We start from the raw sequence: 21,229 nt of genomic DNA, 5'->3' as shown, positions 1-21,229 counted from the left end.
GTGTGTTCCCGCCCGATATCGAACGTCCGGCGATGAACGCTTCGTGGTGTGCTGCGGCGTGATTGCAGCGTCCGTGCACGGGGATGTTGGATCTTGGCTGCCCGCTGGCAATGTCTGACCAGGGAAATTTCAAAGGCGTCTGCGTTCGAGCAAATTTCCATTACGCCTGCGACCACGGTAACCGGGCCTTTCGTGGAGGAAATGCCCCAGGTACTCCCCGACTCGCCTGGTGACAGCTATTGGCTGTACGGGATCCCTACCGTCGCCGCACGGTGAAAACATCTGAATGCCAGCACGACAGTCAGGGCCTGTCTGGCGGTATGGTGCCGTTGCACGAGATTCCTCGCCTGTCGACCTACGTGTCCTACAACATTTAAAAATAGCGTGCGTGCCGGGCACCGACGGCGCACCGTTTGGAGAAAAGATGCTCGAGTGCAACGAGACTCTGCAGCAGGCGCTAGAGCGCAACGTCGAAGATGCGCTGCGCGAGGATATCGGACGTGGGGACTGGACCGCGCGACTCGTGCCGCCCAAGAAACGCGTACAAGCCTTTGTCACGGCCAAAGAAGACGCAGTGGTTGCCGGCCAGTCCTGGTTCGCAGCTTGTGTGGCAAGGCTGGACACCGACGCGCAAATTCAATGGCTTGTTCACGAAGGCGTACCAGTTAAAGCTAACTCGGTCGTGTGTCGCATCAGCGGCGACGCAAGAGCCCTATTGTCTGCAGAGCGATCAGCACTGAACTTCCTGCAAATGCTATCCGGCGTAGCCACCGTGACACGTCGCTACGTCGACGAAATTTCGGGTGTTTCGCCCAATTCCAAAGGATGTGCGATTCTCGATACAAGGAAGACGCTGCCAGGACTTCGACAAGCGCAGAAGTATGCCGTGCGCGTCGGAGGCGGATTAAACCATCGCATGGCGCTGTGGGACGGCATCTTGATCAAAGAGAATCACATCGCTGCTGCAGGCGGGGTGCGCCGGGCGCTCGAGCAAGCAAAGAGTCTGGGAGGGAACATCAGCATCGAGATCGAAGTGGAAAACCTCGTCGAGCTCCAGGAGGCGCTGGACGCAGGGGCAGAATGCATCCTCCTGGATGACTTCAGCCTCGACGACATGTCACACGCCTTCATCGTGAACGGCGGTCGCGCGGTTCTGGAGGTGTCCGGCGGCGTTGACCTGGATTCCCTGCGCGCAATCGCCGCTACAGGCGTGGATCGTATTTCGAGTGGTGCGCTTACCAAGCATGTTCGCGCTATCGACTTGTCGATGCGGATTCACGCCTGATGCCGAATGAACATCATCGATCTGAGACAGCACAGGTTTTCAGCCGGAGCTGAAAAGCGAATGCGATTGAGCAACGACCGCATCCTCACGGCCGCGCTTACTTCATCCGTAGCTTCGGATTAATGGGGCTGTTTACATTTAAAGATATGTACTAAACCGCTGACGCGGTAGTGGGAGGGAAGCGAAGGTCAGTGCCTGCCGTTCGGTCAGGACGGTGGTCAGATGCCGAACCACGGGGAAGGGACGAGCAGGCGGCCAGGAGCAGCATGGAGGTGCCCGACCGGGCATGCCATCCACTGTTTCCCGGAGGTCCGCCATGACACTGCTCCGCCAACGCATGCTGCACGACATGCAGATCCGCAACCTCGCCGACAACACCCAGAGGTCCTATCTGCTGCAGGTTTCCAGTTTCGCCCGGCATTTCCAGCGCTCGCCAGAATTGCTCGGCCCCGAAGAGATCCGGGCGTGGCTCATCCATCTTCGCGAGGAGCGCAAGCTGGCCCCCGGCAGCCTCGGTCCAACGATCGGCGCACTGCGCTTCCTCTACCGCGTGACGCTCAGGCGACCCTGGAGCGACGAGGACTTTCCGTTGCCCAAGAAGCCGTTCAGACTGCCAGTCGTCCTGAGCCTGGAGGAGATCACCGCCTTCTTCGAGTCGGTCGCCAGTTTCAAGCAGCGCACCATCCTGATGACCGCGTACGCCGCCGGGCTGCGGGTGTCGGAAGTCGTGCATCTGAAGGTCACCGACATCGACAGCCAGCGCATGGTCATCCGCGTGAACCAGGGCAAGAATCGTAAGGATCGCTATGTAATGCTCTCGCCACGACTGCTCGCGATCCTCCGATTGTACTGGCAAGACGCTCACCCCCGGGAGTGGCTCTTTCCGGGCGACATCCCGGGCCTGCCCATCACCCGGTTTGCCGTAGCACGGGCGTGCAACCTCGCACGGCAGCGCAGCGGCATCCAGAAACCCATCACCCCGCATTCGCTGAGGCACGCGTTCGCCACGCATCTGCTGGAAACCGGTACTGATGTGCGCAGGATCCAGCTGCTGATGGGCCATCGCAGCCTTTCTACTACGGCCAGGTACTTGAAAGTGGCAACCAGCACCATCTGTGAAACCTCCAGCCCCTTTGATCTGCTGCCGCACGTTGAGCCCGTGGCGCCTCCGCCGAGTCCGCCCGACTATTTCTGAACACCGTCATGCGTGCGCCACTCGAGGTGGCGGACATCTTCCGCCGCTGCGGCCCGAAGTACCGGCAGAGCCACGCCGACGGGCTCAGTCGTGCCCAGCGCCGGGCGATGAGCGCGATCGAGCTGTGCCGCACTGCGGCGCTTGGCGGCCATGTCGAACAGTGCGACGCCTGCGGTCACCAGCGCATCACCTACAACTCGTGCCGGCATCGCGCCTGCCCGAAGTGCCAGTCGCTCGCCCGCGCGCAATGGCTCGAACACCGGCAGGCTGAACTGCTGCCTGAGGTCGAGTACTTCCATGTGGTCTTCACGTTGCCCGAGCCCATCGCGGCGCTCGCCTTCCAGAACAGGCGGGTGGTCTACGACATCCTGTTCCGCACCAGCGCCGAAACCCTGCGCACCATCGCCGCCGACCCCACACACCTGGGCGCCGAGATCGGCTTCATCACGGTCCTGCATACCTGGGGGCAGAACCTCCAGCACCATCCCCACGTGCACTGCGTGGTACCGGGCGGCGGCATCGCGCCGGACGGCGAACACTGGATCGCCTGTCGCCCCGGTTTCTTCCTGCCCGTGCGGGTGCTCTCACGGCTGTTCCGGCGTCTGTTTCTCGAACAGCTGCGCCATGCCTTCGACACCGGCGCACTGCATTTCTACGGCAAGCTCGAAGCGCTTGCCAACCCCCAGGCGTTCTGCGCCTTTCTCGCGCCGGCCGCACAGGCCGAGTGGGTCGTCTATGCGAAGCCTCCGTTCGGCGACGCCCGGCACGTGCTCGACTACCTGGGGCGCTATACCCATCGCGTGGCCATCTCGAACCACCGGCTGGTCAGCTTCGACGATGACCAGGTCACCTTCCGGTGGAAAGACTATAAACACCCCGCTGCAACGAAGACCATGACCCTCGAGGCCGACGAATTCATCCGCCGCTTCCTGCTGCATGTGCTGCCGAGCGGCTTTCAGCACATCCGCAGCTACGGCCTGCTGGCCAATCGCCACCGGGCGGCGCGCCTGGCCACCTGCCGCCGGCTGCTCGGCGTCGAGGCGCCCGCGCACGAAATACCCGACCCGATGGAAGACTACCGCGACCGCTACCAGGGACTCACCGGCAAGTCCCTGCGCGATTGCCCCGTCTGCGGCAGGGGCCACATGGTGTGCATCTAAACCTTCCTGCCCGGTGCACTGCCCCGTGCGCCGCCAACCGCTCACCATGTTCACTGATCTGCGTTCGCACCACAACCAATCACGTTTCCATGCATTCCTGATGGCAACGCGCCCGGCCTTGCGTCATCGACTCTTTGCCGTAGGGGAACGCCCGTCATCTGCATCCCTGACCTCGCCAACTCAACGCTGGCACCACCCTCACGCCCTCATCCACTCCACTTCATCCTTGCCCGGCGCCCGGTCAACGCGGGTGGCACGCATTGAATGACCCCGGTGGCCATTCAATGCCCATAGCGGCGACCGCCTGCGGAGCGGTTCAGCACAAACGGTTTTTTAGTTACCGATCGCGGCCTGACTTCATCGGATCTTGCTCACAGGTACGTAGCCGCGATCGCCAACCAAAAAACCCTCTGCCTTGTGTTTACATCTTGTCTTTTGCACGACGAGGCGGGATGGCACGAACGTTACTGAGCGATGAAGTATGGAACAAGGTCCGAGACATCTTGCCGGGCAAGGAAAGCGACCGGGGTCGGACGGCATCGAACAATCGCTGGTTTCTCGAAGCGGTGCTGTGGATTGCCCGCACCGGCAGTCCATGGCGCGATCTTCCCGCGGAGTTCGGCCGATGGCATACGGTATATATCCGTTTCTCGCGCTGGCGAAGCAAGGGCGTATGGCAGCGGGTTGTGAATGCACTGGCAGACCAGCCGGAAATCGAGCACGTCCTGATCGATTCAACGATCGTGCGCGCGCACCAGCATTCGGCCGGGGCCTTAAAAAAAGTGGGCCACAAGCGCTGGGGCGTTCCCGTGGCGGATTGAGTACCAAGCTGCATCTGGCCGTGGACTCGACAGGTCGTGCGTTGCGACTGATCATCACTGAAGGACAGGTTGCCGATATCTCCTGTGCCACAGAACTGGTGGAGCATCTGCGCACCGGGGCAGTCGTCGCAGACAAGGGCTACGATTCGGATGCCTTCGTGAATCACATTCGAGCCGCGCGGGCGAAGGCCGTCATCCCGCCGCGCTCGAATCGCAAGGCAAAGCGCCGCTACAGTCGAGCGTTGTACCGCACACGCAACCTCGTCGAGCGTTTCTTCAACCGTATCAAGCATTTTCGCCGTGTCTCCACTCGGTATGACAAGCTCGCCGACAGCTATCTCGTGTTCGCGTCCCTTGCATGCTCGTTTGGACCACTCGTAAATGTGAACACGGCCTAATACAACCGGATGGGGCGTCGGCCTCCCTGGCGTCACTCCCCTTGCCCCACGATTTCGCAATGTTCCCGACTATGCCTGGATCGCTGATCGAGCGGTGCTGGTAACGCGCCGATTCCGACGAAGCATGGTCACTGGCGCGATACATCGTGGGAGATAAGGGCACTGGACGGACAATAGATCGGGACGCGATCGCAGGTGTCCCGTTCCCCTCAGCGGCAACGCGAAATCTGTTCGTCCTTACAGTGCGGAATCGAGCCCCGCGCTGCCAGTGCGCCCGCGAGCAATCTCCTTACGGCCCCGTTCTTCGACGACCGTTTCGAGCGGTTAACGCAATCTCCAGCCGGTTCGAGGATGGCAGCATCTGACCAGCACCGCGGCAAATGACGCCCGCCGCCGATCGCCCGCGTTCATCGCGGGACTCGACTCATTTGCCCAGTACGGGCGTCGCCACTGGATGCCGTGCCCTGTTTAATGCCAGCAAGGCAACTGCCGCAATCACCGCAGGCACGGCCATCAGTGAAAATATTGTCGAGGTGGGCAGATGCAAGGTCAACATAATGCCCCCCGCTATCGATCCGATGAATGCGCCCACCCGGCCAAACGCAGACGCCCAACTGACTCCCGTGGCTCTCGTTGGCGTTGGATAACACGACGCGACCAGAGACGGAATGATGCTCTGCGCTCCGCCCACTGACAGTCCGAAGCAGACGATTAGCGCAGTCAGTGTCGTCGGGTCCGCGGACATCCCGACCAGCCATACGAAGACTGCACCGGCCGCGTAGGCCAGGCCCAGCACCACTTCCCCCCGAAACTTGTCCATCGCAAAGCCGAGTATCAGCATGCCAACCGCGCCCGCAAGTAGGAAGATCGACGAGACAGTGGCTGCATGTCGCGTGGTCATCCCTGTCGTGCTGAGGATAAGCGGTAGCCAGCTGCTCATCAGGTAAAACAGGAAGAGACTGCAACAGTACGTGGCCCAGATCAGCACCGTCGTCGCAAACAGGTTCTGCCGGAACAGCGCCAGAACCGACACACGATTACCGCCTGATTCTTCGACGTCACGGTGAATCAGCTTGCCGGCGAAGTCTGGCACGATCCGCTCAACGACCCGGCGGATCCGTGACTCATCAGCGCCTCTAACGACGAGGTAGCGCAACGACTCTGGAAGAAACGCAATCAGCAATACACACAGCAGCAGGGGTAGCACGGCACCGAATATCATCACACCGCGCCAGCCCAGATGCGAAATAAGATGCGCGGCAACCTGGCCTGACGCAGCCCCGCCCAGAGTGAAGCCGATGCCCGCCCACGCCATCATTCGCGCACGCATGTTGGTCGGCGCGAACTCGGCCAGATGCGTCAGCGCAATCGGCATTGCGCCACCGAGCCCGATTCCCGTCAGAAATCGAAGTGCGACCATCGCCCTGACGCTATCGACGAGCGCGGCGCCGAGCGTCGTAAGGCCAAAAAATGCGACGGCGGCGACAATTACCGGCTTGCGACCACGGCGGTCCGCCAGAGGACCGCAGATCAAGCCACCGACCAGCAGGCCCGCCATCCCGAAACCAAATATAGGTGCAAGGTCGGCGGGGGACAATCCCCATTCCGCCTTGATAGCCGGGGCAAGAAAACCAATCACGGTCGCGTCGAAGCCATCGACGAGACAGAACGCGAAAATCAGCGCCACAACCGTCCACTGCAGACGGCAACCTTTCTGCGCGTCCAGGAAATCCCGGACGTCAATATGTTCCTGATTCATCACTCCTCCAATTCCTCATCATTTGAATCGGCAACGTGACGCGATGACGCGGCACGTTGCCGCCGCCAGATCGTCGAACCAACGAAGAGGCGGCCATTACCCCCTCTCTCCGCATGTGCCTGCCCGGGTCGCGGTCGTCCTAGAATCGATGGCGGATGCCGATCTGGGCAGCGGCCTGGTGATTCGACGAAGACGGTGAGACGAACGCCAGTGCCGCGACCGCCGGTTTGCCAGTCGAGTCCTGTCCGTTTGCAGACTGCATCGCCAAAACTGCATAAAGCGTCGTGCGTTTGGACAGATAGTAGTTGACGCCGAGATCCAGCTGCCGGTACCGCGCGCCAGTAATGCTGCCCGCGGCGCCCACCGCCGTGTAGTGGAAGGCGATTCCTGTCACAAGGAACGGGGTGACATACACAAAGTATCGCGCTTCGGCATTCTGTACCTTCGCAGTCCCGTTGAGCGCTGGTGTGCCTGCCACGGCAAATGTCCCCAGCCCGTCGAAACGGGTATAGGTGTAGGACGCGCCGAACGTGCTGGAGCCGATCGTATAGTTCACGCCAGCTGCTAACGTTTCCTGCCGATTCGCCGACGCAAAGCCGCTAATGACCGGCGACGAACTCATACCATTCGTAAAGGTGTTGGCGGTACCGGATACTGCGGCACCTCCATAGGAGGCTGTGTTCGGACTATTCACATTGAAATAGCCAACGCCCGCAGTTAACGAACCATTCGAGTAATCCGCGCCTGCAGTCCAGATGCTCGACCGCGAGAGTTCCCCCGGAACTCCGCCAAAGCTATAGGCACTGCCGAATGAAAGGCCGCCGAACGACGGGCTGGAATACTTGACGGAGTTGTCCATGCGCCGGCTGTTGCACAGATTGTCAACATCGCCCGGACTACAAGCAAATGCTCCACCCCATATTTCCGCGGTCATGCCAGTAACAGCAAGATGGTCGACGACCATGTCGTATTGCCGGCCAAACGTCAGTTTCCCGTACGAGTTGGAAAGTCCAACGTAGGCCTGACGCCCAAACTGTCGACCGCCTTGCAGCGCGGCTCCGGTGGACCCGTCGAAGCCGTTCTCAAGAACGAAGATCGCCTGCGCCCCTCCGCCAAGATCTTCGGCACCTCGCAAGCCCCATCGCGAGCCTGACAGCCAGCCGCCCGACGATTGATAAACGTGCGCGCCGTGCACATTCGTCGCCGCCAGCACACCCTGGTCAAATACGCCGTACAGCGTGACCGAACTCTGCGCGTGCGCAACGCCAACGCACCCTCCAACGCAGACCGCTATAAGCCACCTTTCGCCGACTTTCATCTCCGCTCCTTTTTCGCACCGGCATCGGACGTCGTAGTTACGGCATCGTCGCCAGGCTCGTATGATTTCACCGCTCCAACAAACTCACTTCGACTGCGCGACGACGTTTCGAGAATACGTTTTCCTGTTCGCGCCCTAGTCCCGATTCGCGTCAGGCACTCGCCTATTCAGGCTTCGTCCAAGGTCAGAATTTCTTCGTATAGGTGAGTGCAACGAAGTTGTTCTGCGCATACGGATTGGTCCCTGTGCTTTGCGCGGTCCCATTGACCTGCACGCGCGGGGATATCGCATAAGCAAACGACAGTTCCGATTGCTTGCCGATCCGATACGTAGCGCCGACCGTGTAGGTGCGCCTGAGCGTCGTAGGGGCTAGAAACGTGAATCCCGTACTGTCCGGCGTCACGATCTGGTCGGTCATTTCGAGGCCGCCTCGCACCGTGATCCGGTCGGTCAACTCGTATTGCACGCCAAAGCGGTAAGCATTGGTGTTAGCGAATCCGAATCCGCAACCATTGATGTCTCCGAGCGGCACGCTAAAATTCACCGGGTTGCCAAGCACATGTGTCTTGGCATAGTTGAAACGGATCCAGTCGAATCCAAGCAGCCACTTGGGAGTGGGTCGGAAAGCGATGCCGACGCCATACTGTTCCGGCTCTTCGAATCGTCCTCCATCCGCAAAGATGTGGTCGTATTTATGCCAGGGCATGTACTGAACCTTTGACGCATAGAACGCGCCGATCGACAGCTGGGAGGTGAACTGGCTCATCCAGCCGATCTTGAACCCGTAACCGGGCGTCCAGTTTCGCCCCTGATTCGGCAGACCCGTTTGGCCCTGAATGCCTTCGACATCGATAGTCGACAGCGCTCCGACGAAGGACAGCGCAAGTGCATGGTTCTTCTCAGCCCCGAAGCGGTACGCAATAGTGGGCGCGATGTGCACAAAAACACCTTGCGAATACGTATTCGAATTTCCGGGGATACCCCCATAGGGCGCCCTGTAACTCATTGACGCACCAGACGCCCACGACGCCACGCCGAACACGAGCGAAGGTGAGAGCGACTTCACATAGCCGAACTCGGGCATCGGCGTGATGCCTGTCTTCGCGTTGTAGGAGACGCCGTTGTCCTGAGCCCCGCCGTGGATGAAGAACAGGCCGCCACCAATATCCAGGCGGTCACCTGAAAACGCGATGCCTGCGGGGTTCTCTGCCGGTGCAAGCGCCGACTCGCCGGTTGCGATGCCGACGCCGCCCATCCCTTGCTCACGTGTGCCGTAGCCGGTTGCGTAAATGCCGGTACTTGCGAAACACACGTTCGCCATGCCGGCCGAAATCATCAAGGCTAGCGAAATGATCCTGCGCTGTTCCATCCTGTCTCCGTTTCCCTGTTATCGGTTCAATTCACCGCGCGCTGAAACACTGCGCGGCAATCGCCCTGTTTTTTATATCGGCATTGAATTCATCCAATGCCTTACTTTTATTGTTATGGATACCTAATAATTAAATTATGAATATCGGGATCGATTTGCCATATGAATCAGCAGCGCGGTTTCTGTGAACGGCGTCCTTTTTTAGTTCCGTCTTATCGATGTCCGCGCTCCCCGAGTCGTCACCAGGCGGTCGTCCCTCCGTCAACGCGAAGATCGGTTCCTGTAATGAACGAACTCTCGTCCGAAGCAAGGAACAAAGCGGCGGCTGCAACCTCCTCCGGTTGACCCATCCTTCCCAGCATGATCTTGCCGATCATTGCTTCCGACCAGGCGCGATCGGAAAGTAGCTGACGGGTCTGGTTCGTTTCGATCAGTCCCGGGGAAATTGAGTTCGCACGCAGTCCGTGCTTTCTTCCTTCGAGGGCAAGCTGGCGGGTCATCGCGACTACCGCCCCCTTTGCGGCCGCGTGCCCGAGCGCTGGCAACGCCGCGTAGGTTTGCCAGGCCGAACACGATGCCGTGCTGATGATTGAGCCGGAACTTCGGAGGAGATCCGGCCACGCCGCGCGCGTCAACTGGAAAACAAGGTGCAGTTCATTATCAATCGTCTTGTACCAGTCATCGTCACTGATTTCGGTGATCGGGGCAAACCAGGCCATCGCGGCGTTATTGAACAGGACGTCGAGCTGCCCGTAGGCCGTGACCGCAAGGTCAACAAGTTTTTTACAATCCTCCTTTCGAGTGAGGTCACATGGCTGCATCGATACCATGTCACCACCGGCAGCACGCACGAGATCGACCGTCTGTTGCGCGGAAGATTCACATACGTCACACCCGACGACACGGGCACCCTCTCGCGCAAACATCAGCGCAGCAGCTCTGCCCATGCTCCCGCCCGTGCCCGTTATGATGCAGACCTTCCCAGCAAGCCTTCCCTTCCCGCCTGTCTCATTCATATTCATCTCCCTTCAGTTTCGGTGGCGCGGACATCTAACCAGAGCTACATAGCGAGGTAGCCGCCATCGACGGCCAGTTCGGCCCCGGTGACGAACGAGGAGGCGTCAGAAAGCAACCACACGGCGGCGGACGCGATTTCTTCTGGCGAGCCAAGTCGACCCAATGCATGACGTGCTTCCAGCCGCGGCAACAATTCGGCGAACTGCGGTTGTGCGGCCAACGATTCGACCATTGGCGTTCGGGTGATGCCCGGAAGGACAGCGTTGACGCGAATGCCCTGTGCGCCATAGTCGACGGCAGCGCCCTTCGTCATCGCGAGCACCCCGCCCTTGGAGGCGCAGTATTCAGCCGCGCGCGGTACGGCGACGCGGCCGAGCGAAGAGGAGACATTGACGATTGAACCCTTGCCGGACCGCAGCATCGCGCGGATTTCATGCTTCATGCAAAAGAACACACCGTCGTAATTGACGCTCTGGATGCAGTGCCATTGTTCGGCGGTTAGTTCGTGCAACAGCAGATTGGTCTGCGAAAGACCTGCATTGTTAAAGGCGCCGTCGAGACGGCCGAACGCTTGCAGAGTGTCTCGCACGAGGGACTCGACCTGTTCCTCCTTCGAGACATCCGTACGGATGAAAATCGCCTCTCCGCGCCGATCGGATATGACCGAGACCGTGTCCCGCCCCGCTTCGAGATTCACGTCGGCAACGACGACTCGGGCTCCTGCCGCCGCGCACGCGAGCGCCGTCGCGCGCCCTATCCCAGTGCCTCCGCCGGTTACGACGATGGATTTACCTTCCAGCTCATTTAGCATTCCGGGTCTCCTTGGAGTCGTCACGTAAAGAGCGACGACACGTCGACATAAATGAGGTACTCACTGATCTCGCGTTGGCGCATGCGCCACGTTGTCATCGCCGGGACCGTAAGAGTGGTGCCATCCTTGCGCGTGTAGGTCACCTGCATGCGAGATACGATCACGTCGTCGCACTGCCATACTTCGAGCAATGTGTGTTTGATCCGGGCAATCAACGCCATGAAAGACTTGACAGATGCTGCTGCGGCCACGCGGCCGATCACGGGTGCTGCATTCGCGTAGACGAACACGCAATCTTCGGCGAGGAACGCAGCAAACCGCTCTTCGTCCATCGAATCGCAGGCTTCATAAACCGAAGCAGCGAATTCGAACGGTGACAACGTCACTTCTGTGGCCATGGGTGTCTCCTTTTGACCTTGTATAATTTTCAGTTCTGGTGCAGATGCAAGGCGCCGGGGACGCGCCTTGCACACGTGCTATCAGCGAGCAGGCTTGCCAATCAGTGCGCGGTATTCGTTCGCGGTGGCCGGGGTACGCCCCAGCAACCCGGCAATATCCTTCGCCATGTTGAACATCTCGAGGTTGTCCTTGAGACGGGCATCACTGTTCGGGTGCTTCCACGGCGTATCTTCTGTGCCGACGCGCACGTGCAGTCCCATCATCGTTGCGAGCGTGGTCATGTACAGGCTGGCGCGACCGGCAGCGCACACCGTAATCACAGACGTTGGGTCGATCTGGCGGATCTGATCCACCATCAGGAACATGTGGCGCGTCATGTCCTGAGCATTGCTCACCCATGTGCCGGAGACGAGCGTGCGGCCAACATTGAAAGGCAGCCCATAAAGGATCAGCCAGTTGTACGGCTTCTGGAGGATGCCGGTATCGATGAAGCGCCGTTTCGCAAGTTCGATTTCGCCGGAGCTATGAACGGCGAGTTCCGGCTTGACACCGACCTCCTCGAGCGCTTGCACAGCAGGAACGGCAAACGCTTCCGGATGTCCTGGGGCGCACGGCGCCACTTCCGCGAGCCCCTCGCGCGCGGGGCTTACGCACACGTCGAAGCTCGTGCCGTTAAGCACGTTGAGGTTCGATACGAAGTCGTTTCCGAAACGCGCGCGCAACGGCTCGAGAACAGCCGAATATGCCTCGACGGGTGGCAGATCGCGATCGAGACGGCGCCCCTTGTCGTCGGTTACCCAGGTGAAGTCAATATGGATTCCGCATGCCCCGCCTTCGATGACTCGCGAGGCCTCGTCAACATAGTTCTGGATCGACGTTGGCTTGCCATCATCGAAGCGCCCGGCGACCGCAACGTTGATTGCGATCTTCGGTGAAACGTCCCATTTCGGTTGGGTGTCCGCGTCGGCGACAAACTGGTAGTTTTCCATCTCACGCTTGGCGGCTTCCCACAGAGGAAGTTTTTCAATCATGGTAATACTCCTTTTCAAGTTAAAATCCAGCATCTAGGACTACTAATTTCATCCAGGCTTTCATCGTTAAGCCGTTCAACGGCGAATGAATTTAATCCGGTACTGTCAGCACGACGGCTCGCGTCGCGCACGACCTCATTTGCGCAGGCTTGGATGCGGGCCGTATTGACCGGTTTCCATCAACTCAGAAGTAGCGATGGCCTCAGGCGTCCAGCGCAGCGTCGCTCGCGTTTCTATCAGCCAGGCGAGGTAGCCTTCCGGTACATTTTCAGACGGACCGTGATGGACAACCCCCTTCGGCACCCACGTGAGCGTTCCGGCTTCGGTACAGCCTCCCCACGCCCCGGGGCCGCGCACATAGCAGACCATTTCGTCGAAATCAGCGTTGATATGGACCGGGGGCCGATTTGTGATGCGTGCGCTGAGGTTGAACATCAGAAGTTCACCGTTTGTCGACGACAGGAAAGGACTCGGCGGCCCGCCGTCCGGCAGATAGGTCAAAACCTGGATCTTCGTCAGGTTGAGCTTCCAGACAGGCGCGTTTCCCGCCATTCGACCGCTGACTGCGAGCGGGTCGTGCGGCATCAGGTACACTGTCTGTTCGTCGTCCGCTGTCTTGAGGATCAACCGCGTAGGTCCGCCCGCGGGGATGTCGGCGTTGATCTCGGCATACTTGACGTCGCGCGCGAAGTTGATCATGCCGAACGGTGCAGGTGGGGTCAGGCTGATGGCCGACGGACTTTCAATAATCACGCTGCGCATTGACTCCCCGACAGGCCCGAACCGGTAGGCAACGGCTCGTGGAATGCAGACAAAATCGCCCTCTTCCGCCGTCAGGCTGCCGACATCTGTGTCGAACCTGACTGTTCCCGTCTGGACAAAATGGATCTCATCGGCCTCGGCGTTGCGCACCACAAACGGCATCGGTTTGCGACGCCCGGATACCAGGACACGCACACCAAGTTTCGAGCTCGCCACGACAGAAGGCAGTGCATCAACATCATCGTTATCGCGCGGAGTCATCCGGTTTAGCACTGAGCGGCGCGGCGCATGCTTACCCTCCACTGACAGATAATCCGGGCCATAAGTGGGACGTGTCACGACCGATAGCGGCCCGCCGAAACCTTCGCGCGTCCAGAGTTGTGCGGCGGGTTTGCCGACTTTTGTTTCGTCCGTCATTTAATTATCTCCTTGGTTCGTCGACTCGCAAGTTCGTTGCTCACGTGACGGTTCATTTAATCAGCGCATCGATTCCGCGCGTCCAAGGACGCATGCCGCACCAGATCGCCTGTTCGAAGATGCGTTTCGCCCGTGTTGATAACATCTCGGGGCCACACTGCTGTGCCGCTTTGAAGGGGTACTCGTTGCGTCGTCACAATTAGCTGTGCGCGGCGCGGTGAACGACGCAGGACGCACGCCCGCCCGCGCGGACATACCAACCGCGTGGCTCATTAAGTCGGTGCTGGACAATTTACCAACGCTGATTGCTGCGGCATACGAGGGGCCGCTTGCCCGCGCCGGTAATTGAGCCGTGATTTTCCGGGAATGGGAACGGCATCGGGCCGCGCCAGATTCAACGGCGCCCGCATCAAGTGCATTGAGACGCTGCGCCTGAACGGACACAGGGACCGCCATAGCACCTTCTGCCCGGATTCCGGGCAAGGTTGCTTCCGATAGATGAAGGCCGCGGTCCGCAAGGTGCCGCCGGCTTTGTCTCCTACACATCTTCGCCTCCTGATCAGGCGCGTTGCTTGTATGTCATGTGCGCCAGTGTGGCATCGACCGTGAATGGTCACATTTCCACATCTCAGAAACTATTTTCTGCAAGAAGACAAAAAACGTCAAGCACTTTCAGAAATCATTTCTTCTCTGAAGAAACAGCTCCTGGCCATTACGAAACGAAAACGGCTGGGTCGCCCGGGCGAAGATGGTAGCGCCCCACCTCGCGAGCGGCTTCAATAATTTCTTATCCATTTGATTTATCTATATTTTTTAGGCAAAACCGGAGGTGACTGAGATGGCCGTTGACGAAGTTTCGCGCGGAGCGTATATCATCTCTGGAACTAACTTCGGCTTACATGCACGGGTACCAACTATATGTCTGACTTCCAAAGTACAACGCGCAAAATTGACCGGGTTTCTGCCACACAGAAACTTGTTGAGGAGCAACAGGTTGCCGATACAGATTCGACAGACGAATCAGCAACATCGCAGTCGCCAGCGCCTCGCTACATGCTGGAATCGGTCAACAATGTGCTTCGGCTTCTTCTTATGTTTCGCCGCACTAGCCAGATTCGCCTTTCGGACGCGAAAGAGGAGCTCGGCGTTGGCCATTCCACCGTCCATCGCCTGTTGGCGATGCTCGTCTATCACGGTTTCGTAACGCAAGACCCTGTGTCGCGAATCTACAAACCTGGCAACGCGCTTGTCGAAGTTGGTTTGGCGGCCGTTCAACGAATGGACATCCGGACAATTGCCCGCCCGGTTCTCGAAGAGTTGGCCGCTGAGACTGGAGAGACCGTTCAGTTGGCTATTTTCGAGGACGGTAACGTTCGCTATATCGACGCCATCGAAAGCAGCCAGGCGCTGCGAGTGTCCGTGCCAGTGGGGAAAGTGTTCGCTGCTTACGCCTCCAGCGCAGGCAAAGCCATATTGGCCGAACTGCCGATTGAATCCGTGCGCGCCATGTACCCTCGCGGTCCGCTTCAATCGTTCACCAGCAATACAATCACCCAGTGGCTGGCGCTGGAGGAAGAACTCGACGAAGTTCGCAAGCGAGGTTACGCGACCAACTTCGAGGAAAGCCAGTCGGGCGTGTGCTCAGTGGCCACCGCAATTCGTCATCCGACTCGCGGACTCGTTGCGGCGCTGGGTATTTCAACGCCAGTGACGCGGATGAACCCGAAACAGGTTCGGCGCCTGTCCGAATTGGTGATCGACGGGGCGGAACGCGTTGCGTCCAGTCTTGTGAAATAACGATGCAGACAATGCTGTTGACTAAGCCGCCCCGCAAAGGACCCCGCGCATATGTAGTGGCGTAAGCATTCGATCTAATCTTCGCGGATTATGTTGATGTGTGCGAGGATCGACCGCTAGCGAACGAGATCGAAGCGCTAGGGAGTATGTATAGAGCGACGTTTCAAGGTAACCGTTCGTCGGTCCGGCTCACAGAGTGATCAGCGATGCGTTCGATGAGGGTGCCTTTCGATGAGCAGGAAGTTGCCAACGTATTTTGCGAACTGAATCACCAATCATCGAGTATCCCCTAGCGATAGCAAGGCAACGACTTCCCTAATCAAAGCTGCCTGACGGGTCTGAAGCCGATCGTCCGCTCGCGGAATCCAACATCGTTGGGTAACCTGGCGGGTTTGGCCGCGCACAGCCGTCTAAGAACTGTGCGTGCAAGTTTCTCCGCATTGTATGTGTTTGCCGCGCGGTCAATGTTCCGGCGTCCGCGACGCCACCGCCTCCTCACCAGCTAGCTTGAATACTGATACAGCTACGCCGAGCCGCGTCGCCTGCTCCGTGAGAGACTCGGCTGCTGCGGCGGCCTGTTCAACGAGGGCAGCATTCTGCTGCGTAACCTCGTCCATCTCGCCAACGGCCTGATTGACCTGCTCGATGCCCCGGCTCTGCTCCTCGGAAGCCGCAGAAATTTCGCCGACAATGTCGGAAACCTGCCTGATCGCTTGCCTCACTTCGCTTATCGTGGCACCGACCTCGATAGCCTGTTTCGCGCCGTCCCGAATCATCGTTACGGACGAGCCAATCAATGCCTTAATCTCCCTCGCGGCGGCCGCAGAACGCTGAGCGAGGCTGCGGACCTCGCTTGCCACCACGGCGAAACCACGCCCTTGCTCACCCGCGCGGGCCGCCTCGACAGCGGCATTCAGCGCGAGGATGTTGGTCTGAAACGCAATGCCTTCGATGACGCTTGTGATTTCGGAAATCTTGCTCGAACCACTACTGATTTTTTCGATCGTTCCGACCATGCTCTGCACCGATTCATTGCCAACGTCTGCAATATCGGAGGCGCGTGTCGCCAGCCCATTGGCGTGTCGTGCATTTTCGGCGTTCCGCTTTACTGTCTCGGTCAATTGTGTCATGGTCGCCGCAGTCTCTTCGAGCGAGGCGGCCTGCTCCTCCGTGCGGGCAGACAGATCGGTATTGCCGATGGCGATCTCGCGCGACGCCAGCCTGACTGATTCGGTGCTCGCCTTTATTCCTCGAACGGTGTCGCCAAGTTGCCGGTCCATCTTCTTCAACGCTTCCAGCAACCGCCCAAACTCGTCGCGCGATACGATGTCGATCCGATGCTCCAATTCACCGTCGGCGATGTCGCTTGCAATGCCAAGAGCCTTATTAAGCGGATTCGAAATTGCCTGCAGTAGATACATCGACGCCCCAATTGCCACAACGACGCCCAGACAGACCAGCGCGATGGCGATCGCGAGAATCGTTCTGAACGTCGCTCCGCTTGCATCTGCAAACTGCCTTGCCCGAACAAGGTTAAAGGCGGCATCCTCCCCCAGCGCGTCATTCAAGGGTCCGGCAATTGGTCCCAGCCTGTTCACAATTGGGACGGCAGCATCGTAGTTACCCGCATCCATCGCCGCCAACGCTTCGTCCAGTGCCGCCCTGAACTGCGGCTGAATATTCTTGACCCTCGCTGCGATTTCGTTTTCCTTGTCGCTGGAAATTCCGCCGGAGTAGTAGTCATTCCATGCCTTGTCGATGCGCGCCAGATCCGCACGGATTGCTTCGATGCCTGCCTTCGTCTGATGGAGATCACGGAAGACCTGAATCCGCCGGATCTGGAGGCCCAGATCCAGCTGGGCGACGCGCACTTCTGCAAGATCAGCAATGTGAACCGTGTTGCCTGAATACGACTCGCTCATGTTCGAATTCAGTCTCGCAAGCCCAAATATGCCGAAAAGACCGATCCCGGCCATCAGGGTCACGCAAATGCCGAACGCAAGAATGATCTTGAATTTGATGCTCTGTGCAAAGCCGTTCACGTTTGCCCCTTGCGATTCAGATGTATGTGGAAGCGTATTCGGAACTCGGCGCTTAAGACTTCGCTGAAGGTTTGGCTCATATGAAGTTAAGTGCGGCCGCCTTGGGCGAGCCAGAGCAGTGACGGTGAGGCGTTCACCGATAAGCGCTCGGACAGCGAAAGGACCTTCACCTGCATCGCTGCCCCCGCGCTGCGTCCCACATTGATCGAACGCTGACCTTTTAACGAGCCACAACGTCAAAGAAACGCGCGAATAGCGGCTTCATGCGACGGCCATGATTGTTGGAACACGACGGCGGCGTGGCTTGGAGACTGGCCCAGAGCCGGCTACCGCCGACGTGTTCACGACAACTTCAAAATGAATGTCGGAGGCCAATCATTGCACCAACCTGATTCATGCCCTTGGCTGGCGTAGAGAGGCCGCCTCCGCTAACGGAGTAGGCAGCGTTTTTGCTGTTCTGCAGAAATGCCGTCTGTGCGTAGATCGCCGTGCGGACTGACAGCAAGTACGTCATGCGTATCATCTCCGTTGTCGCTCTTGTGTCCTGCTGGGTGTTGACAATACGCTGCACCAATCCATCTACAAACAGCGCCGGCGAGAGCTGATAGGCAGCTTCGAGCGCGACCTGGTCGGAGGACACACGCTGCGCCGCCACGACGCGCCGGGCAATCCATAATGCACCAAGCGACAGATTCCCTAGACGCGCGTAACCATCGAAAATCAGTCGCCCATCGTAGTCGCTGCTCTTGACTAACGGGACCGCCGGAAGGCCATTAAAAACCGCGACCGATGAAGCAGGCCCACCATATTGGCGGTCATACGTCGCCCCCACGTTCCACGTACCCTTATCGTACTTCGCCATAACGGACCATTCGCGACATGCGCTGGCATCGCCTGGAATACTTCCTGCGCAGGAAGCTTGGCCCGGCGTGTTGGATGCGGTGCCAGGAGATGCGTCGCGACCAAAAGAATAGGTACCTCCGAAATTGAACGCGCCGAATTTGCCTCGATATGCGACCGTATTATCACTGCGTAAATTGGCGAGCCAGGCGTCTAACGTTCCGATCCCGTAGATGTCCGTTCCGATCAGATCTGCCGGAATGTTCCCCCAAAAAGACATGGAGTACTGTCGGCCCAACGTCAATGTTCCCCAAGGAGCGTCAATGCCAACGTAGGCCTGCCGGCCAAACAGTCGACCGCCCTGGTTGGAGACTCCAGTGGGAAGCGCAAATCCGCTCTCCAACGTAAAAATAGCGCTGTAGCCTGCACCCAGAGGCTCGTTCCCCTTCAGGCCCCAGCGAGAGGGGAGTTCCCCTGTCGTCCCCGGCATACGTATGACCGACCGACCGCTCGAATTTGCATGGTTCACGTATTCGATTCCGGTATCGACGATCCCATAGAGCGTAACGCTCTGGGCGTGTGATGCCGTGGCGAACAGCGTCGCACATACTGCAAAACCGAGCAAAGTGCTGTATTTGATGTTGTCCATACCTGTCTCCTGTTTTCGTTTATTTGATTTCCGTTGGTTGGCCGACATGCGCCTTCGTCGCGCATGCGAATCAAGGCCACCAAGAAGCCCTCGCCACTTAACATCCTTACTACCAGACGACGTTTGCGGAAGCTCTGACCACTTCAATCGTCCGCACTCCTTCGACCTCACAAATAATCGTGAGGAATGCTATTAGATACCAAGCGCGGATGACCAGGCTATCGATCGAATGGCCTGCCCATCCGGGCATTTAGATCTGATTGGTCAATCACGGCCACGTTTGGGTTCTCCCAAGCTGCAGTTGTCCTTTCGGGGCATGGCGCGCAATGATGATCTAGGAAACGTGCTCATCAATGACCGGATTTCTCAGAACGCCAATGCCTTCGACCTCGACCTCGCAAACATCGCCATCCTTCATCCAGACCTGCGGCGTGCGCGCGAGGCCAACTCCCGACGGGGTGCCGGTGATGATGATGTCTCCCGGCTGCAGCAGCATTGCATCGGAGCAGGCCGCCACCAACGTGGCGACGTCGAAGATCATGTCAGCAGTGTTCGCGCTTTGCAGCGTGTCCCCGTTCAGTCGGCACCTGAGTTCCAGGCCGTTGGCACCGGGCGGCAGCTCGTCGGCGGTGACGAACTCGGGGCCGAACGAACCGGAGTCGTCAAAATTCTTTCCCAGCATCCACTGGTTGGTACGGAGCTGGTAATCGCGCACCGAGCCGTCGTTAAACAGCGAGTAGCCGGCCACGTGCTCCAGGGCGCGCTCCTTCGGGATGTAGCGGCCGGGCTTGCCGATCACCGCGACGAACTCAGCTTCATAGTCGAACTGGACTGACACATGGGGGCGTACAAGCGGCTTGCCGTGAGCGACCCACGACGATGGGTAGCGTTGGAATACCACCGGATGTTTGGGCGGCTCAAAGTTACTTTCTGCCGCATGATCCTTGTAGTTCAGGCCGATAGCGAATGCCTTTGCCGGGTTGAGCACCGGCGGCAGGTACTCCAACCCCGTCAGTGGCCGTCGCTCGGTGGCACGCGAGGCAAGTTCTCGCACTGCCTGCAGACCGGCCTCGCCCTGACGGAGCAGTATGTCCAAACTTTGCGGCCCCCCGAGTGCGGTGAGGTCGACAAGGGTGTCCCCCTCGCGAAGGCCGAGTGCCGGTTGTCCCTGGTCGTTTCTGAAAGCAATGAATCTCATGTGGCGTCTCCGTTAGTCGTCTCATAATTGGTGATGAAGTCATCCGGCAGTGCGGGGCCCCAGACATAAAGCGAGTCGTGAGGCGGATGGTCGGTGGCCGGCCAGTCGACGTCGTGAGGAATGAAGTCGATGTCGAACGAATACTCAGCGTAGCTACCCCAGGGGTCTCGCACGTAGTGGAAGTAGTTGGAGCCAAGCACATGACGACCCAAGCCCCACCCGCGGTCATAGCCCGCAACACGCATCTGCTCAGCGCCCGACCCGACATCGTCAATGCTGCCTACGTCCCAGCTAGAGTGGTGCAGCCCCGGCGCACGCGATTTCGCGAAGGCGACCAGGTGGTGATCGCTGCCATGCACGCCGTGCAGGAAGGCGATGACGTCCCCGGAATGGTCCGACAGGCGCATCCCGAGCACGTGGGTGGAAAAGGTGACCATGCGCTTCACGTCAGGCGTGAAGAACAGAACATGCGACATCGCGCGCGGGCGCACCTGGGAAACCAGGCTGCGCGCCGGTGCGGCACCGCGACCGCTGGGCACTTCGACGCGTGGCGTATGGCGGCATTTCACACTCGGCGAGACCTTGGGCGCAACCACAATCTGCACTGGCGTGCCGTCTGGATTGCGCATCCACAAGCCGGTACCATCGGACAGCGGGTGCGGCGGACAGGCAATTCCGCGGTGCTCGATTCGCTCGCGGAAGATACCCAGGTTGTCGGCATCGATACCGTAGCTCACATACTCGAGCTTCTTGACTGCGCCACTCGCATGCACCGAACCCCAGACGTGCGGATGCCCGAAGGCGTGGAGATCGAGACGCTCGCCTCGGCGATGCACGTCAAGCCCGAAAGTCCGGTAGAAGTGCTCCGCCTCGTCAAGATCAGGCACCGAGAACACGAACCGGTTCACCGAGTGCACGCCTACTGCACCGGTACGGCGAAGGCTGCGAGGATCGGTCATGG

General features: G+C 59.2%; 17 protein-coding genes. 5 read left to right on the top strand and 12 right to left on the bottom strand.

Going from position 1 to position 21,229, the window contains the following annotated elements; genetic code table 11:
- The first annotated feature begins 424 nt into the window (after positions 1-424).
- The 4 genes from nadC (at position 425) to B0G76_RS24220 (ending at position 4,859) form a co-directional block, all read left to right on the top strand.
- Positions 425-1,285 carry a carboxylating nicotinate-nucleotide diphosphorylase gene (nadC, locus tag B0G76_RS24235; RefSeq protein WP_120296747.1) on the top strand — a complete coding sequence of 287 codons (861 nt, stop codon included), beginning with the start codon at positions 425-427 and terminating at the stop codon, positions 1,283-1,285.
- Positions 1,286-1,601: 316 nt separating this feature from the next.
- Positions 1,602-2,480 (top strand): site-specific integrase, encoded by an 879-nt coding sequence (locus B0G76_RS24230; RefSeq protein WP_120294780.1) that lies wholly within the window; start codon positions 1,602-1,604, stop codon positions 2,478-2,480.
- A gap of 8 nt (positions 2,481-2,488) precedes the next feature.
- Positions 2,489-3,640, top strand: a complete 1,152-nt coding sequence (locus tag B0G76_RS24225; protein WP_120294779.1) for an IS91 family transposase — start codon at positions 2,489-2,491, stop codon at positions 3,638-3,640.
- A gap of 452 nt (positions 3,641-4,092) precedes the next feature.
- Positions 4,093-4,859, top strand: a protein-coding gene (locus B0G76_RS24220; protein WP_120294731.1) for an IS5 family transposase whose coding sequence is annotated in 2 segments (ribosomal slippage) — positions 4,093-4,423 and positions 4,423-4,859 — 768 coding nt in all. Because the reading frame shifts where the segments join, the coding sequence is not laid out codon by codon here.
- A gap of 424 nt (positions 4,860-5,283) precedes the next feature.
- On the opposite strand, the gene B0G76_RS24215 is transcribed toward B0G76_RS24220, so the two are convergent.
- The 8 genes from B0G76_RS24215 to B0G76_RS24180 all read right to left on the bottom strand — a co-directional run bounded on the left by B0G76_RS24215 (position 5,284) and on the right by B0G76_RS24180 (position 13,742).
- Positions 5,284-6,618, bottom strand: coding sequence for an MFS transporter (locus B0G76_RS24215; RefSeq protein ID WP_120294778.1), 1,335 nt, complete (start codon positions 6,616-6,618; stop codon positions 5,284-5,286).
- Positions 6,619-6,757: 139 nt separating this feature from the next.
- On the bottom strand, positions 6,758-7,936 hold the full coding sequence (locus B0G76_RS24210; protein WP_120294777.1) for a porin: 1,179 nt from the start codon (positions 7,934-7,936) through the stop codon (positions 6,758-6,760).
- Positions 7,937-8,120: 184 nt separating this feature from the next.
- A complete protein-coding gene (locus tag B0G76_RS24205; RefSeq protein ID WP_120294776.1) occupies positions 8,121-9,305 on the bottom strand; it encodes an OmpP1/FadL family transporter in 1,185 nt (394 codons plus the stop codon).
- A gap of 239 nt (positions 9,306-9,544) precedes the next feature.
- Positions 9,545-10,321 carry an SDR family NAD(P)-dependent oxidoreductase gene (locus B0G76_RS24200; RefSeq protein WP_120296745.1) on the bottom strand — a complete coding sequence of 259 codons (777 nt, stop codon included), beginning with the start codon at positions 10,319-10,321 and terminating at the stop codon, positions 9,545-9,547.
- 44 nt (positions 10,322-10,365) lie between these two features.
- Positions 10,366-11,133 carry an SDR family NAD(P)-dependent oxidoreductase gene (locus tag B0G76_RS24195; RefSeq protein WP_120294775.1) on the bottom strand — a complete coding sequence of 256 codons (768 nt, stop codon included), beginning with the start codon at positions 11,131-11,133 and terminating at the stop codon, positions 10,366-10,368.
- A 20-nt stretch (positions 11,134-11,153) separates the two neighbouring features.
- The gene (locus B0G76_RS24190) at positions 11,154-11,531 is read right to left on the bottom strand and encodes a nuclear transport factor 2 family protein (RefSeq protein WP_120294774.1); all 378 of its coding nucleotides are present in this window, start codon (positions 11,529-11,531) and stop codon (positions 11,154-11,156) included.
- Positions 11,532-11,612: 81 nt separating this feature from the next.
- Positions 11,613-12,563, bottom strand: coding sequence for a 3-keto-5-aminohexanoate cleavage protein (locus tag B0G76_RS24185; RefSeq protein WP_120294773.1), 951 nt, complete (start codon positions 12,561-12,563; stop codon positions 11,613-11,615).
- Positions 12,564-12,698: 135 nt separating this feature from the next.
- On the bottom strand, positions 12,699-13,742 hold the full coding sequence (locus B0G76_RS24180; RefSeq protein WP_120294772.1) for a homogentisate 1,2-dioxygenase: 1,044 nt from the start codon (positions 13,740-13,742) through the stop codon (positions 12,699-12,701).
- Between the two features lie 918 nt (positions 13,743-14,660).
- On the opposite strand from B0G76_RS24180, the gene B0G76_RS24175 reads away from it, so the two are divergent.
- Positions 14,661-15,539, top strand: a complete 879-nt coding sequence (locus B0G76_RS24175) for an IclR family transcriptional regulator (protein ID WP_120294771.1) — start codon at positions 14,661-14,663, stop codon at positions 15,537-15,539.
- Positions 15,540-16,000: 461 nt separating this feature from the next.
- On the opposite strand, the gene B0G76_RS24170 is transcribed toward B0G76_RS24175, so the two are convergent.
- The 4 genes from B0G76_RS24170 to B0G76_RS24155 all read right to left on the bottom strand — a co-directional run bounded on the left by B0G76_RS24170 (position 16,001) and on the right by B0G76_RS24155 (position 21,227).
- Positions 16,001-17,581: a methyl-accepting chemotaxis protein gene (locus B0G76_RS24170; RefSeq protein WP_120294770.1), complete on the bottom strand. Its 1,581-nt coding sequence runs from the start codon at positions 17,579-17,581 to the stop codon at positions 16,001-16,003.
- A 352-nt stretch (positions 17,582-17,933) separates the two neighbouring features.
- A complete protein-coding gene (locus B0G76_RS24165) occupies positions 17,934-19,070 on the bottom strand; it encodes a porin (RefSeq protein WP_120294769.1) in 1,137 nt (378 codons plus the stop codon).
- Positions 19,071-19,404: 334 nt separating this feature from the next.
- Positions 19,405-20,268: a fumarylacetoacetate hydrolase family protein gene (locus tag B0G76_RS24160; protein ID WP_120294768.1), complete on the bottom strand. Its 864-nt coding sequence runs from the start codon at positions 20,266-20,268 to the stop codon at positions 19,405-19,407.
- Entirely contained in the window at positions 20,265-21,227 is a 963-nt protein-coding gene (locus B0G76_RS24155; protein ID WP_120294767.1) for a VOC family protein, read from the bottom strand. Before B0G76_RS24155 ends, B0G76_RS24160 begins: the two co-directional genes overlap by 4 nt.
- Positions 21,228-21,229: the final 2 nt, after the last annotated feature.

Origin of the sequence: Paraburkholderia sp. BL23I1N1, from assembly GCF_003610295.1 — a bacterium.
Taxonomy (GTDB): Bacteria; Pseudomonadota; Gammaproteobacteria; order Burkholderiales; family Burkholderiaceae; genus Paraburkholderia.
This window is presented reverse-complemented; position numbering and strand designations above follow the sequence as displayed.